The organism is Neobacillus sp. PS3-12 (assembly GCF_030915385.1).
In the GTDB taxonomy this organism is placed as follows: Bacteria; Bacillota; Bacilli; order Bacillales; family Cytobacillaceae; genus JAEVLT01.
Window position 1 is genome coordinate 4,688,926 of the sequence record NZ_CP133268.1, and the last position, 14,531, is coordinate 4,703,456.

Genomic DNA, 14,531 nt, shown 5'->3' on the forward strand with positions numbered 1-14,531 from the left:
TTTAGTACGATAGATTAATGAATAAGAGAAACTGACAGAAAAAAGGAGACCCTGTAAAAGGTCTCCTTTCGTATTGGAGTGATTTTGTCCCCTGTTAGTTCGTGTGACGAGAAGGTTCTTAAGAAAAATAGACGGGTTATTTTTCATAAGATATTTTTTCGGTTCCTCCTAATGGGCCAGCTACACCAGTGATAGCAACCCCAATTTCTGAGCTTGACATTTGCCCTGGATGCGGGTATGAATTTACTTCAGATCGAGAGGCAGAACCTATTGCGATCCGGTTGAATGGTATGAGTTTTCTTGCATTATCAGGATTTAGAATACGCACACAGTATAAAAACAAACATAAGGCTTAGAATACTTGTGTAAATGACAAAATAAATTGAGGTGTTTCAAATGGAAAATCATCTATTTTCCCCTTATACAATAAAGAGTTTGCAATTAAAAAACCGTGTTGTTATGGCTCCTATGTGCCAGTATTCCGTTACTGCTATGGATGGTAGTCCCAATGATTGGCATTATATCCATTATGTAAGCCGGGCCATTGGCGGGGCAGGACTAATCATCATGGAAATGACCGATGTAGACCCAGATGGACGTATTACTAATTATGATCTCGGCTTATGGTCGGATGAACAGATCCCAGATTTTGCTCGTGTGATCAAAAGTGTTCACCAGCACGATGCCAAAATTGGCATCCAGCTTGCCCATGCTGGACGAAAAGCGGAAGATGCTGAGACTCCTGTTGCACCATCAGCCATCCGCTATCCGAGCGACCGCTATAAAGAACCTAAGGAATTAACGGCAGATGAAGTTCATGAAATGGTGCAGAAGTTTGGAGCGGCGGCTCGCCGTGCGGTTGAGGCTGGGGTAGATGTGATTGAACTGCATGGTGCACATGGGTACCTTATTCAGCAATTTCAATCCCCATTAACCAATCACCGCACTGATGCGTACGGAACAAGTCTGGAAAAATTTGGCGTAGAGGTAATCCAATCTGTAAAGAAGGAAATGCCGGACGATATGCCGCTCATTCTTCGGATTTCTGCGGTAGAATACGCAGATGGGGGTTACGACTTGGATCATGCAATCAAGCTTTGCCACGTTTATAAACAAGCTGGTGTTGATGTTTTTCACGTGAGCTCAGGCGGTGAAGGACACCCGGGAGTGAGAAAGCCAGGCAATTATCCAGGCTATCAAGTCCCATTTGCCCGTGCCATTAGTAATGAATTAGATGCTCCTGTTATTGCAGTCGGAATGTTGGAAGATCCTGCATTGGCACAGTCAGTTGTGGCAAATGAGGATGCTGATCTTATTGCTATTGCCCGGGGCTTTTTGCGTGATCCATACTGGCCTATCCATGCTGCACGTGAATTAGGAATGAAAGATTTAGATGTACCAAAACAGTATATTCGTGCTTATTAGTCCATATCTTAATGAAATTATTTGAATCTGTTTATAATGGTAAATTTATTAATAAACTGGGTAAGTTTGTGGTCAATATATAACGAAATCGGCTAAATAGTATTAGCCGATTGAAGCTGTTCTTTGTATGTATATCGTCACCACTTTAAACTGTGATTTAAGAGTGAAAAGTCACCAGTATTTTTTCTGAAAATTGCATAGTTCTAGTGTGTCAAATCCACCAAATGCTGAATAAAAGGTGGATTTTTTTATGTGCCCATTAAGGAAAAATAAGCGAAAAGTTTCAAGAGGTAAACAAGATATTGACGGTTTAAAGAACCTGAACAAAGATGACCTTGTTTGAAATGTTTGAAAGATTTATTGCCTATAAGCAAACAGAGAATTAGAAAAAAAAACGATCCCAAGCTGTTACGAACATTTTCAATCCTCAATAAATAATTACTTGGGGGGAGATAAAATAGGAGTACATGTTCCTATTAACCTGTATGGAAGAATAGGAACACGTACTCCAATTTGAAAAGAATGGTTTTTAAAAATAGAATACTAACATTCGGTTGAAAGTATCAAAAAATATCCTTAGAATTGAAAGAATAAATTTACTTCATTCATTATATTGTAATGTCGTCGTTGTGATTGGTTAGTTTGTTAAGATGAGAGCTGTTTTTTTGTGGAATGGCATCATTATACGGCATTTTGCTGTGTCCGTAGCTGCGATGAATCATCATATATAGTAAACCAGCACCCACTACTACGACTCCCGAAACAAGCACGATATAGTTATCATACCAAGGCACGTCTGGCGTTCTTGGCCAACACATGTCAATCATTGCGATGATTCCGTAAGCAAGAGCACCAATATTGACAGGAAGTCCCCACTTGCCCAATTGGTACTTACCGCTTGGCTTCCAGCCTTTTAGTCTGGCCCGAAGTGCAGCAAGGACAACCATTTGGAATCCAACATAAATGCCTAACGATGCAAAACTGACGATCTTCGTGAGTGCATCTGTTGACACTGTTGAACCAAGAACAATGATGGCCGGAATAATGGCTGACAGCAGCAACGAATATGGCGGGATGTGGCGAGCCGCCGAAAACTTCTTTAACAAACGGCTTCCGATGATCATGTCATCACGTCCATACGAATAGGCAAGTCGGCTGGCGGCTGCCTGTAAGCTTATTGTACATGAAAGGAAAGAAATCAGTACAATACCCAGTACGATTTTCGCGCCAACAGGACCAAATGCCGAGTTTAATAATGTATCAACAGGCGATACATCCTTACCAGAAATTACTGCAGGGATATCCGCAACGGAAAGTACTAAGGCAAGGCAAACAAACATAGCTGCAGCACCGCCAATGTAAATCGTCCTTCGCATTGCTTTAGGGATCAGAACACCTGGATTGGGTACTTCTTCGGCAACATCACCGCAAGCTTCGAACCCAAAATATAGAAAAGTTCCAATTAATCCAGCTGCAGCAAAGGCATATAAGTAGCTATGGCTACCTTGTGCACCGAAAGAATTAAAGAGCACACTAAGATTGTGATGTCTATGCGTAAGAAGCAGCCAAGAGCCAACTGCTAGCGCGCCGATGATCTCAGCAGTAAAGCCAATGAGTGCTGCCGCAGAGAGAGCCTTTGTGCCAAGGAAGTTGATGATCGTCGCCAACACCAGAATGAGTATGGCACAAATAATCGTCGAGCTTACAGACACTTGAAAACCCAAAATCTGTGCCAGAAAAGGACCGGCTCATATACCACACTGGCAATCGTTACAAACAAAGCAATTAGATAAACCCAGCCAGTCATCCACGCATACTTCCGTCCCCATAATCTTCGTGCCCAAGGATAAATTCCTCCTGCAACTGGGAATTGTGCAACAATCTCACTAAAGACAAGTGCGACCAGTAATTGTCCAAGGCCAGTGATAAGAAGGCTCCAAATCATTGGAGGGCCTCCTTGTGCAAGTGCGAAGGCAAATACTGTGTACACACCCACAACAGGAGAAAGGTAAGTAAACCCAAGCGAAAAGTTTGCCCAGGGACTCATGTCACGGCGAAATTCAGATTCATATCCAAGTGATGCCAGATGTGCTGCATCACTATCATGATGTTCCGATACAGAACTTTCCATTTTTTCGTTCAGATTTTCTTGCATGTTTTTAATCCTCCTTAAAATAGTAGTTCCATTCTTATATGAAAATATCATTTGTTATAAAAATATTGATAATATTCAGTCAATTTGATATATATAGTAATCTATTTCATATCAAGATTCAACTTTGATCATTTGTATCTAACTATGAATAAATATTCAGATAGGAATGAGATTGCCTTTATTTTTTCAGAAAAGTGGATCAGGAACCAACCAATGCTGGAATGATAGAAATATTCTTAAAAAGAGGGTGGTTTAAAGACATACAGTGTCATTTAAATCACCCTTATTTAGGTTACTTATTTTTCGTCTGAAAACCATCCTGTTGGCCCTACGGCAAGATTAATGTTAATTTGTTTCACTTCCTGGAATTCATCCAATCCAAATGTTCCGAGACTTGAACCAATACCACTTTGTTTATAACCGTGCCAAGGAGCTTCGTTATACGTTGGTCCATACGTGTTAATCCACGTAATACCAGCACGTACCTCTTTAATCACTCGCATTGCCTTTGCACCATCAGAAGTAAATACACCTCCTGCAAGGCCGTATATTGTATCATTTGCCAGTTCAATTGCTTCTTCTTCATTTTTGAACTTTTGAATAACGGCAACAGGTCCAAAAATCTCTTCTCTTACAATACGCATTTCTGGAGTTGCATCAATGAATACGGTCGGTTCAATAAAGAATCCTTGATCCAAACCATTTTCAGTTATTCGATTGCCGCCGCAAGCTAGTGTGGCACCTTCTTTTTTGCCGATTTCAATATACTCCAAAATAGTATTGAGTTGAGCCTCACTTACAATTGCCCCCATTTCGGAGCCTTCATTCAAACCTGGTCCCACCTTGATATTCTTTGCGCGTCTTACAAACTCTTCAACGAATTGATCATAAATGCTTTCTTCGACAATAATGCGGCTTCCGGCGGAACATACTTGGCCGGAGCCATAGAAGATACCTACTAACGCATTATCGATGGCAGCTTCAAAATTAGCATCGGCAAAGATAATATTTGGTGACTTGCCGCCAAGTTCAAGAGAGATTTTTTTCAGATTTCCGGCAGCATTCCGCATAATGGCTCTGCCTACCTCGGTGCTCCCCGTAAACGAAACCATATCGACATCATGGCTTGCAGCGATCACTTCGCCGATGACAGAACCTTTTCCTAGCACCAGGTTCACTGTTCCTTTAGGGACGCCAACCTCATCGATCAACTCTACCAGTTTTGTTGCTGTTATAGGAGTAACTTCAGCAGGCTTATACACGATTGTATTCCCGGCTGCTAATGCCGGAGCAAATTTCCAAACACTCATTAGGAATGGAAAATTCCAAGGAACAATCAACCCTGTAACCCCTACCGGCTCACGTACGACCATTGCTTGCATTGGGTCTGCCACATGATATGTTTGTCCATCCGGGGTTCTGATCAGGCCAGCATAATAGCGGAAACAAGAAGCGGCATCATAAATATCAATATCAGCCTCAGCCTTAATTTTTCCATTATCCTTTACTTCAAGTTCTACTAGTTCATCATGTTTTTCATCTATTTTATTAGCAATTTTCAAAAGGTAATCTGCACGTTCCTGTGCACTTAGCTTAGACCAGACACCGCTTTTAAAGGCTTCTTTTGCAGCGCTAATCGCTTCTTTTGTTTCTTCAATGGTCGCTCTTGGAGCAATGGCAATTAGTTCACCATTGGCCGGGTTTATCACCTTATTGGTATCATGATTACTGGAAAGTCTCCACTCGCCATTAATATACATTTTTAATTCCATTACCTGTGTGTTAATTGCCATCAAATATCCCTCCATAAATGATTAATCTATTAAAACATCTAGCAAAACTTAACAAAATCTGGCCTTTACTAGGTACTCTAAAGCTCCAAAATAAGCTCTTCTTTTGCTCTGGAGCAGCAAGTTAAAATGACTTGCTTCTTATGCCTTTCTTCATCTTTGTAGAAATGATCGCGGTGATCAACTTCTCCTTTCACTACCTGTACTTCGCAGGTTCCGCATCCTCCTACTTTACAGGAATAGGGAGCATCAACCCCAGCCTTTAACAAGGCCTCCAATAATGTCTCTTCCTCAGAAACCTCTACCATCTTATTGCTTTCAGCTAACTTTACGACAAATGGATCTTTTGGTCCTTCATCCTCAGCGGCAAATAATTCAAAATGGATCGAATGGTTCGGGTAACCGAGCCTTTCCGCCGCTTCTCTAAATTCTTTTACTATTGAAACAGGGCCGCAGAAATATACATGTGTGCCAATCCGATGCTCGGCCATTGATGCAGGTGTCATTTTATTGGGAGTGTCGATTCTTGAAAAATAGAAACGGCATTTCCCAGGATATTTTGCATTCAAATGATGATAAAAGGCACAATCTTCTTTCGTTTTGGCTGCATAGTGCAATTCAAATGATTTACCTTCAGCTGTTAAATCTTCCATCATTGTCAAAAATGGGGTAATCCCGATCCCAGCAGCATAAAACACATGATGCTTTGCTGCTTTATAAGCCAGCGGGAAATGATTTTTAGGCCAGCTGATTTCTAATTGATCTCCCACTTTGATTTCATCATGCCAATAAACAGAACCGCCACTTGAATGGTCATCTTTTCGAATGGCAATAGCATATTGAGTGCGGTCAGTTGGATGACTAACAAGTGAATAATTTCTTTCCAAAACCCTATCGCCGTTTTTTACATATGTTGCAATATGTGACCCGCCGGTAAATGCGGGCAGTAATTTGCGATCAACGGGATACAGGATGAAACGCTTTATAAATTTTGTTTCCTGTACAATTCTTCCGACGTAAACGGTCATATTTCCGAAATTCGCCACGATCCATTCCTCCCATCGTTATATTTTCAATCTCACCGAATATTTGTCACTTTAATTTGATGTTACGAAAGCAGGATTGTAAGGATAGCCAATATATCCTTTACGCTCCCTTGAGAAGAAAGGACCAATTTCCAAGCTGATTTGACAATGATGGCAAATCGTATCTGTTTCCTCTGCTGCTGCTTCCTGCAGGTGATAGCATTTAATACAGTACACATAACGTTTTTTCTCACCCGAAATGTGTACTTGAATTTCATCCTCTGAAAAGCCGGCATCAATAGCCTCATTAAAAATCGTTACGGCGTCATCCCATCTTGCTGAAATATAAAGCTGGGTACCCATTACTTGACGGTCTAAAATCTCACTGATCGTTTTTACCTGTAATTCATCATCAAGAACTAAACATTCATATTCTTTTTGTCCCTTGATTTCATCAATGAATTGCTTGATTTTGTCTGCTTCCTTTGGTTCTGCAGATACGATCAATAATTTTCTTCTATTCTGTCTGACAGTGAACTTTTCTACTATTGTTTCTGATTTATCGAATAATACTGGGTTGTTGTATACCACCACAAATACCTCCAATCATTCCCATTTAGTTCGTTTGTATTTTTACTTTTTCGACTAGGTTTTTCAAATATTCTACTGTGGGTTCAATAAATGGGGTAAATCCTTTATAATCAGCCATTGGTTTCGGAATATCAGATAAAATGGAGTACGTTTGCTCAAGCCACTCTGGTCTTAAGATTAAATCTTCCATTGGCAGGAATTGCGTATTTAATACGAACAAAATGGCATTGCTCCTTGGCATCCGATAGAAAAATTGTTCTTCGACACGAAGTCTTACTAGATTGCCTGCATTTTCAGGAGTGACTAGAGAGCGTGTTGGTCCCCATGTATCAAAGGTTTCATAATTAACGTCCCAACGGTTTGCCATTAAGTTCCAATTAATTCTCGTCCATGGTTCACCTGGTAAAACATTACGAATTAAGAAATTACGTACTCTTTCGGTAAGCGATACACCTGTACGTGAAACAAATGGTACTGGTCCATGAATTTCATCGAATGACATCCCTTTATTCCAGTGAGGCGAGAATAAGGCTGCATAAGATTCTTGGGCAACTTCCAAATAAAGATTGTCATCCCGAAGAACCATTAATACAAAGTCAGTAACGAAATGACGGCCGATCAAGTCAAGCGGCTCAAGTGTGATACTTGACGCATCACCAAAGATGAAAGTTTCCGTTTCATTTAATAGGAAATTACGAAAAGTCCAGTGATTGCCGTTCTTTTCTACTTGGAAGTGCTCTGGGTAGCGTTCGACCGCCAGATCAATAAGCATTTCCGCGACTTCCCATTGCATTTCCATGGTATGTGGATAGGATTGGAATCTTACCTCAGGTTGTTCTATTAATAATTCCCTTTTTCTTTTGATTTGTTTTTCATATTCTGGTGTTATGACGACGCAATTCTGTTTATCTTTTTCAAGTTTTCTTAAGTCATTGGAATAACGATAATTGGTGCCTTCTTTAACGGTATGAAAAGGATAGGGGAACAGGTCCAGATTAGTAGATTTGTACACGATAAATCCTCCTTCGATTTCGAATGATCAAAATAATTTTCTTTCGGGAATGAATAGTTGAAAAATTATTCTGTTAATAGATGTTAATGCAATAATTGTGCCAAACTTTAAAAGCAGTATTTTTGCGGTTCTTTTACTGATTTTAGATTTTCATCCATATTCAGAATATTCATAATTGAAATTTTTATTTTAATATGAAATAATCTTTAAATAATCCAATTAGTTAAACTGTATATAAGGAAGTGTTATATTGGGTGAATCCATAATTTTATCAGATGAGCAACTGCTTGAAGCTTACCAGTCTAGTATTCTGTCTATTTACGATGAAATTATTGTCACTAATGTAAGAGGAACGATTTTATTTCGAAACGGGGAGCTAAAAAATTTTTGGTCAGCAAACTCCGCCTCATTCAAAGGGAAAACGATAACTGAACTGGAGGAAATTTCATTCTTTGGTGACCCCTTTTTAAAACTATTGAACAGAGAGGTACACTCTCTTCAATTAAAGGCCTGGAATGGAAGTACGATTCTGATAACTGTGTTCATAACAAATGGTAATAGGGAAGGATTAATGACATGGGGATTAAAGAGTGTTTCCACTCGTTTAACTGATTCAGTCGTATCTAAGGGTATGGACTTAAATGAGAATCCTTCCATAGTGGTCCATAGTCAGGCTATGAAAGATGTACTTGGTATAGTAGAAATGGTTTCAAAAGTTTCAACAACCGTTCTCTTATTAGGGGAATCCGGTGTTGGGAAAGAAATGATTGCCAGGACCGTTCATCAATTGGGAAAAAGAAGGTCTAAACCATTTATTGCCGTTAACTGTGGTGCGATCCCGGAAAATTTATTAGAAAGCGAATTATTCGGTTATGTGGGCGGAGCGTTTAGCGGTGCAAACAAAAATGGCGCACCGGGTAAATTTGAGCAGGCAAATGAAGGGATTATTTTCCTTGACGAAATTGCAGAAATGCCGCTTAACCTTCAAGTAAAGTTACTACGAATTTTACAAGAAAAAGAAGTCACCCCTTTAGGAGCGTCAAAACCGATTGATATCGACGTCCAAATCATAGCCGCAACGAATCAATCCTTAGAAAAATTGGTCAGAGAAGGACGATTCAGAGAAGACTTATATTATCGTTTAAATGTTGTGCCGATTCACATTCCTTCATTAAAAGAAAGAATAGAAGAGATCCCATACCTTATCTATCATTTTTTAGCCAAGTATAATACCTTATATCAAAGAAATATCAATATTTCGCCAGATGCCATTGATTTATTTTGTCTATATGATTGGCCCGGGAATGTTCGGCAATTAGAGAACACGATTGAACGAATAGTTGTCACAAGCAGGGAGTTGGACGTGGATGCCAGCTTAGCTAACCGCTATATTCCACGTGAAAAGGTTGCATTAAAGGAGCCTCCGATTATTCAGCATATTATGCCGCTGCAAGAAGCCGTCGATGTGGTTGAAGAACAGCTGATTAAAATGGCAATGGATCAATATAAATCAGTTAAACTTGCAGCAAGAGTCCTGGATATAAGTCAACCAACAATGAGCAGGAAATATAAAAAAATCCGCGAGAAAATTCAACAAGAAGCTCTGTCTCCTTCCAATAAAAGAAGAATATTGGAGCAGCACTTAAATAAGCAATTACGATCAATGGCTATTGTTACATCTGCTGTTATTCATCCGGAAGAGATCACTGAATTAATCAATCATAGGGCCGCATCTTCGACTCAGACCTTTAAAAGTCTTCAAAAAAAATTAACTAAAATACGGGAACAAGAAGGAATTATTGAGTGGGTTTACATTTTTAAAGCGGTAGACAATAATAAATTGCTGACGATTGTAGCCGATGAAGATTTTGTGATTCCACCTGGAGTTTTATATGATGGCCCGCCTGAAATGATGGAAGTAGCATTTGAGGCAATGAATGGGATAGCAGGGGTAACCCCTTTATATAAGGATATTTATGGTGAATGGAAAACCAGCTTTGCTCCGATAAAGGATCATGACGGAAATGTATTGGCCATTATCGGGTTTGACCATAATAGATCTTACATCGAAAACGAGTTCAAGAAAATAGAGAGTATGTAACGGTAAAAAATTCATTTTCTATACAGATTTTCGGGCCCAACATAAAAGTACCCCAATTTTCTATAAAACACTCACATATGGTGACAAGTCATCATTTGTGGGTGTTTTTTTGTCGCAAAACATTCACATTCTCATAAAAACTAACCTGTCTTTTTACTTCATTAAAATTTATATAAAGGGTGAGAAGAGGTTTAGTTAAAAAGAAAGGAAAGTGGTGGATGATGGCAAAATTTCGAATGGTGCGTACTGAATTTTGGACGAATCCGATTTGCGTTGAGGAAATGAGTCCGGAGGATAGATATTTTTACCTTTATCTACAGACGAATCCGCAAACGACTCAAATTGGGATCTATAAAATTACGAAAAAACAAATGGCTTTTGATTTGGGTTATTCGTTAGAAAGTGTTCATGCGTTAATGGATCGATTTATCGAGCATCACAAGTTGATTCGTTACAATCCGAAAACAAGAGAACTTGCGTTGAAAAATTGGGGAAAAGAGAACTTTGATAAAGGCGGAAAACCGCTCATGGATTGTATTCTTTCTGAATTAAATGAGGTCGAGGATCGTTCGCTTATCATTTATGTTTCGGAATTGATTCAAAAACAGGAGATTCGCAGCATCTACGAATCTTTTTATAAACAAGAAGAGATTTCTTTAGGTAAGAAAGATAGAGATTCAGATGAAAATGATACATGGATAACCGAATGTGAAGAATTGGACGATACGTCCACGAATCGTGGTACGATACGTGGACAAAAAGAAGAAGAAAAAGAAAAAGAAAAACAACAACAACAAAAAGACTTCTATCCAAATATAGAAAATAATCCAGACCTAGAAATTCCGGTACTAAGTAATCCAGATGCGGAAGAAATTATTGAGTTTTGGGATACGAATGGATTTGGTTTTTCAAACGTAAATGCGAAACAGCAGCTGTTAGCTTGGTTAGATGATTCTAGCTTTTTACAGCCAAAAGAAATGATAGTAAAGGCCATGAATATTGCATCTGCGAATAACAAACGAAAGCTAAACTATATCGTTGGGATTCTCAAAAACTGGGAAAATGAATCGTTACTAACCGTAGAAGAAGTTGATTCGTCTGATGAGAACCACAAGTCTGTTAGACAGATAAAGGGATCTGTTCCTGCTGGAAGGTCGATTCCAAGTGCATTTAAACTTGATTTGACGGCAGGTGAAGAGGAATGAGCTTTGCTGAAAAACGTTCTTAGGGAGCTTGATGAAAGCGGAGTACTTACTCAAGGATACGGTAGTTCAACCTGAACAGCTTGAAAGTACACGTCATCAAGAATTAATGCGAAGAATGGTGGAGTTAAAGCGTGCTGGAAAGAATATTGATCTAATCACATTGACAACCTTACCAGACCTCGAATCATTTGGTGGAATGTATTACCTTTCGGAGCTGTTATAGTATGCAGATATTGAGAAATTTGATGGTACGAGAAAAACACGGGGACGGATCTACTGTATCATAAAGAGATCCGTCCCTGTGTTTATTGAAAATTATCACAGATATTGTGACTTTATTTCTTCAAGTTGTTGGAGATAACTTTCCTTGAGCTGTTCTGGAAATTCAATCTTTACATGTTTTCCATATGAACAAAGATAATGCGTCATATAGTCGAGTTCAGTTTCATTATAGCCACCAGTAAGATAACAGATACCATCTTTCTCTTCTAGCACCATATTTGGATAATGATGCTTTAAAAATAGCTCTTTTCCAAACGAAGTTAATTGAGCACAAAAAGGGATATTGTGGTAATTCTTTTCGTGATCCTCTTGAAAATTCTTCAGTTCTTTAAGTGAGTAGGTATGTTCAATTTTTTCAAGAATTTCGCACTCAGACATATAATCACAGCGATATGTTCCCCACATTCCTTGATTTACCTCATAAGCACTACAAAACCAAATGCCATTGCGATAAAACAATTCATAGACCTGAAGATCAATTTTGATTGTTTCATATTGAGAATATATCATTCGAACAATTTTTTCTTCCATAATAGCAGTTAAGATAAGTGCAAGATATTCTGGCGGATTAATTGGAGCAACACCATAATACCGAACCACCTCAAGCATCCTATCAAGATATTCTTGCTGATTCTTAGGTAAAGTAGCAAATAATTTTTGTCGGATATGTGTATATGATTTTTCAAAAGGTGTGCTTGAGAGAATATTTAGGGCGTTCAATGCGAAAAAAATAGCTCGAATTTCATCATTGTTGAAATAAACTGGAGGTAGCAAGGTTTGGTTAATCAATTTATAACCTCCATATCTGCCACTTTTTGTATAAAAAGGCAAACCCATCGCAGCCAATTCTTCAATATCTCTTAGTGCCGTTCTTTTAGAAATCTGAAACTCTTCCATCAAGTCTTTTAATTGAAATTCGTGTTTATTGCTCAAAAAAATAAGTTCTTGATTGAGTCGTTCTGCTTTTTTCATTTTTTCCTCCGCCTTTGTTTAATGGTGCCTTATATTGTCACCTTTTAACAGTATACTTAGTTTATCAAAAACAAAGGAGATTTTATATGAAAACCTTACTTATTAACGCACACCCTGATTTTACAAACCACAATCACTTTTCTGTTCAATTGCAAGATAAATTTATTGAAAAGTATAAGAATGAATTCCCAGACAATAAACTGACAATCATTAATCTTTATGATTTGGATATTCCAAGAATTGAAACAGATGGATTACTTGCTATTTGGGACAAACAAAAGTCTGACATAGCACTAAATTCAACTGAAGCAGTGATTGCCAAACAATCTGCTGCATTATTGACACAATTCAAGGACTATCATCGTATCGTAATTTCAACGCCGCTGCATAATTTTAATATTACATCTCGACTAAAAGACTACATGGATAATATCATCATCGCTCGTGAAACGTTTAAATACACAGAATCTGGCTCTGTGGGACTGATGACTGATGACTATCGATTGCTTCTACTGCAAGCTTCAGGTGGTGTCTATACTAATAACGACCGTTATACCGCATTAGATTTTGCCCCAAATTATCTAAAAGAGATGTTTACTAATATCATGGGTTTTAGCCAGTTTGATTTGGTTCGCACTCAAGGAACTAATACCTTGTCTGCTGATAAGGTGTGGGAGAGTGCAAATATAAATCTTGAAAAAGCTTTTAGACTTTTTTACGAAAAATAATTGTATATTCTCAGAATAAAAAAACTGATAAATAAATTGCTTTTTCCATCAAATTGATAGGTAATATTCATTTAAGAGCTGTTTTGGATTTATCAGTAGTGAAAACACGGGGACGGATCTACTGTATCATAATAATGAAACAAGAGATCCGTCCCTGTGTTTACCCGAATAACAAACGAAAACTAAACTATATCGTTGGGATTCTCAAAAACTGGGAAAATGAATCTTTACTTACCGTAGAAGAAGTTGATTCGTCTGATGAGAACCACAAGTCTGTTATACAGATAAAGGGATCTGTTCCTGCTGGAAGGTCGATTCCAAGTGCATTTAAACTCGATTTGACGGCAGGTGAAGAGGAATGAGCATTGCTGAAAAAACGTTCTTAGGGAGCTTGATGAAAGCGGAGTACTTACTCAAGGATACGGTGGTTCAACCTGAACAGCTTGAAAGTTCACGTCATCAAGAATTAATGCGAAGAATGGTGGAGTTAAAGCGTGCTGGAAAGAATATTGATGTGATTACAATGACAACCTTACCAGACCTCGAATCATTTGGTGGAATTACCTATTTGAAAGGGAAATATGCTGCTCTTTCCGGCACTAGCATAGCAAGTCCTCACGTTTCGGGAACCCTGGTCTAAGTGTTTTTTGCACCAATGCTTTTATAAAAAACAAACGAACTGTTTGATGATGATCATATATTACGGAATTAAAGCTAGATGGTATAAGGCTGATACTTTCAAAGTTTGATAATAAGGTAAGGCTTTATACTCGTCATATCGGAGGTTTCGGCTAAGTTTCCGGAATTATTAACAATAGATATTCCGAATGGTACGGTATTAGATGAGTCCATTTGCAATATTTACAAAATATGCTATCATAAAGAAGTGTTATTTTTGTTCGGTGTAAAAGGATAGTTATAAGTTTTAACGCTTCGTCTTGATGTTCACTGAGGGCAAGAATAGTAATACAATGTGTGTTTTAACACACTAGGAGGCAACAAAAATGGAAAAAGGTACAGTAAAATGGTTTAACGGCGAAAAAGGCTTCGGATTCATCGAACGTGAAGGTGGAGACGATGTATTCGTTCATTTCTCAGCGATTCAAGGCGAAGGTTACAAAACTTTAGAAGAAGGTCAAGCAGTGACTTTTGACGTTGAGAAAGGTCAACGTGGACTTCAAGCTTCAAACGTACGTAAAGCTGCTTAATTTTACAAAACAGGGAAGGCAGGCTCTTATTTTGGAG

15 protein-coding genes and 1 pseudogene are annotated in these 14,531 nt (G+C 38.5%); 9 read left to right on the forward strand and 7 right to left on the reverse strand.

Annotated elements, in window-relative coordinates:
• The first annotated feature begins 396 nt into the window (after positions 1 to 396).
• A complete protein-coding gene (locus tag RCG17_RS23635) occupies positions 397 to 1,425 on the forward strand; it encodes an NADH:flavin oxidoreductase/NADH oxidase (protein WP_308172469.1) in 1,029 nt (342 codons plus the stop codon).
• A 608-nt stretch (positions 1,426 to 2,033) separates the two neighbouring features.
• Here the strand turns inward: RCG17_RS23635 and RCG17_RS23640 are convergent.
• From RCG17_RS23640 to RCG17_RS23665, 6 genes are all read right to left on the reverse strand, one after another.
• Positions 2,034 to 3,137: an APC family permease gene (locus RCG17_RS23640; protein ID WP_308172470.1), complete on the reverse strand. Its 1,104-nt coding sequence runs from the start codon at positions 3,135 to 3,137 to the stop codon at positions 2,034 to 2,036.
• Complete coding sequence (locus tag RCG17_RS23645; protein ID WP_308172471.1) at positions 3,128 to 3,580, reverse strand: APC family permease; 453 nt, start codon at positions 3,578 to 3,580, stop codon at positions 3,128 to 3,130. The genes RCG17_RS23640 and RCG17_RS23645 overlap by 10 nt, the downstream gene beginning before the upstream one ends.
• 296 nt (positions 3,581 to 3,876) lie before the next feature.
• Positions 3,877 to 5,373: an aldehyde dehydrogenase family protein gene (locus RCG17_RS23650; protein WP_308172472.1), complete on the reverse strand. Its 1,497-nt coding sequence runs from the start codon at positions 5,371 to 5,373 to the stop codon at positions 3,877 to 3,879.
• A gap of 77 nt (positions 5,374 to 5,450) precedes the next feature.
• Positions 5,451 to 6,416, reverse strand: coding sequence for a PDR/VanB family oxidoreductase (locus tag RCG17_RS23655; RefSeq protein ID WP_308172473.1), 966 nt, complete (start codon positions 6,414 to 6,416; stop codon positions 5,451 to 5,453).
• A 51-nt stretch (positions 6,417 to 6,467) separates the two neighbouring features.
• Positions 6,468 to 6,986, reverse strand: coding sequence for a dimethylamine monooxygenase subunit DmmA family protein (locus RCG17_RS23660; RefSeq protein WP_308172474.1), 519 nt, complete (start codon positions 6,984 to 6,986; stop codon positions 6,468 to 6,470).
• 25 nt (positions 6,987 to 7,011) lie between these two features.
• A complete protein-coding gene (locus RCG17_RS23665) occupies positions 7,012 to 7,998 on the reverse strand; it encodes a heme-dependent oxidative N-demethylase family protein (protein WP_308172475.1) in 987 nt (328 codons plus the stop codon).
• A gap of 250 nt (positions 7,999 to 8,248) precedes the next feature.
• Here RCG17_RS23665 and RCG17_RS23670 point away from each other — a divergent pair, with 250 nt between their 5' ends.
• From RCG17_RS23670 to RCG17_RS23680, 3 genes are all read left to right on the forward strand, one after another.
• Entirely contained in the window at positions 8,249 to 10,099 is a 1,851-nt protein-coding gene (locus RCG17_RS23670; RefSeq protein WP_308172476.1) for a sigma-54 interaction domain-containing protein, read from the forward strand.
• A 218-nt stretch (positions 10,100 to 10,317) separates the two neighbouring features.
• Positions 10,318 to 11,304 (forward strand): DnaD domain-containing protein, encoded by a 987-nt coding sequence (locus RCG17_RS23675; protein ID WP_308172477.1) that lies wholly within the window; start codon positions 10,318 to 10,320, stop codon positions 11,302 to 11,304.
• A gap of 28 nt (positions 11,305 to 11,332) precedes the next feature.
• Positions 11,333 to 11,527, forward strand: coding sequence for a DnaB-like helicase N-terminal domain-containing protein (locus tag RCG17_RS23680; protein ID WP_308172478.1), 195 nt, complete (start codon positions 11,333 to 11,335; stop codon positions 11,525 to 11,527).
• Positions 11,528 to 11,622: 95 nt separating this feature from the next.
• Here the strand turns inward: RCG17_RS23680 and RCG17_RS23685 are convergent, their stop codons facing one another.
• Entirely contained in the window at positions 11,623 to 12,558 is a 936-nt protein-coding gene (locus RCG17_RS23685) for a helix-turn-helix transcriptional regulator (RefSeq protein WP_308172479.1), read from the reverse strand.
• A gap of 86 nt (positions 12,559 to 12,644) precedes the next feature.
• Between RCG17_RS23685 and RCG17_RS23690 the strand changes: the two genes are divergently transcribed.
• The 5 genes and pseudogenes from RCG17_RS23690 to RCG17_RS23710 all read left to right on the forward strand — a co-directional run bounded on the left by RCG17_RS23690 (position 12,645) and on the right by RCG17_RS23710 (position 14,494).
• Entirely contained in the window at positions 12,645 to 13,286 is a 642-nt protein-coding gene (locus tag RCG17_RS23690; protein WP_308172480.1) for an FMN-dependent NADH-azoreductase, read from the forward strand.
• Positions 13,287 to 13,384: 98 nt separating this feature from the next.
• A complete protein-coding gene (locus RCG17_RS23695) occupies positions 13,385 to 13,648 on the forward strand; it encodes a DnaD domain protein (protein WP_308172481.1) in 264 nt (87 codons plus the stop codon).
• Positions 13,645 to 13,926 (forward strand): DnaB-like helicase N-terminal domain-containing protein, encoded by a 282-nt coding sequence (locus RCG17_RS23700; protein ID WP_308172482.1) that lies wholly within the window; start codon positions 13,645 to 13,647, stop codon positions 13,924 to 13,926. The genes RCG17_RS23695 and RCG17_RS23700 overlap by 4 nt, the downstream gene beginning before the upstream one ends.
• A gap of 39 nt (positions 13,927 to 13,965) precedes the next feature.
• Positions 13,966 to 14,139 (forward strand): annotated as a pseudogene (locus RCG17_RS23705) (ATP-dependent DNA ligase); the annotation flags it as partial.
• A gap of 151 nt (positions 14,140 to 14,290) precedes the next feature.
• On the forward strand, positions 14,291 to 14,494 hold the full coding sequence (locus tag RCG17_RS23710) for a cold-shock protein (protein ID WP_308172483.1): 204 nt from the start codon (positions 14,291 to 14,293) through the stop codon (positions 14,492 to 14,494).
• The last annotated feature ends 37 nt before the right edge of the window (positions 14,495 to 14,531 follow it).

Coding starts and splice junctions, on each gene's coding strand:
- RCG17_RS23685 (WP_308172479.1), bottom strand. CDS start 12,558: ATGAAAAAAGCAGAACGACTCAATCAAGAACTTATTTTTTTGAGCAAT.
- RCG17_RS23675 (WP_308172477.1), top strand. CDS start 10,318: ATGATGGCAAAATTTCGAATGGTGCGTACTGAATTTTGGACGAATCCG.
- RCG17_RS23635 (WP_308172469.1), top strand. CDS start 397: ATGGAAAATCATCTATTTTCCCCTTATACAATAAAGAGTTTGCAATTA.
- RCG17_RS23700 (WP_308172482.1), top strand. CDS start 13,645: ATGAGCATTGCTGAAAAAACGTTCTTAGGGAGCTTGATGAAAGCGGAG.
- RCG17_RS23710 (WP_308172483.1), top strand. CDS start 14,291: ATGGAAAAAGGTACAGTAAAATGGTTTAACGGCGAAAAAGGCTTCGGA.
- RCG17_RS23645 (WP_308172471.1), bottom strand. CDS start 3,580: ATGCAAGAAAATCTGAACGAAAAAATGGAAAGTTCTGTATCGGAACAT.
- RCG17_RS23690 (WP_308172480.1), top strand. CDS start 12,645: ATGAAAACCTTACTTATTAACGCACACCCTGATTTTACAAACCACAAT.
- RCG17_RS23650 (WP_308172472.1), bottom strand. CDS start 5,373: ATGGCAATTAACACACAGGTAATGGAATTAAAAATGTATATTAATGGC.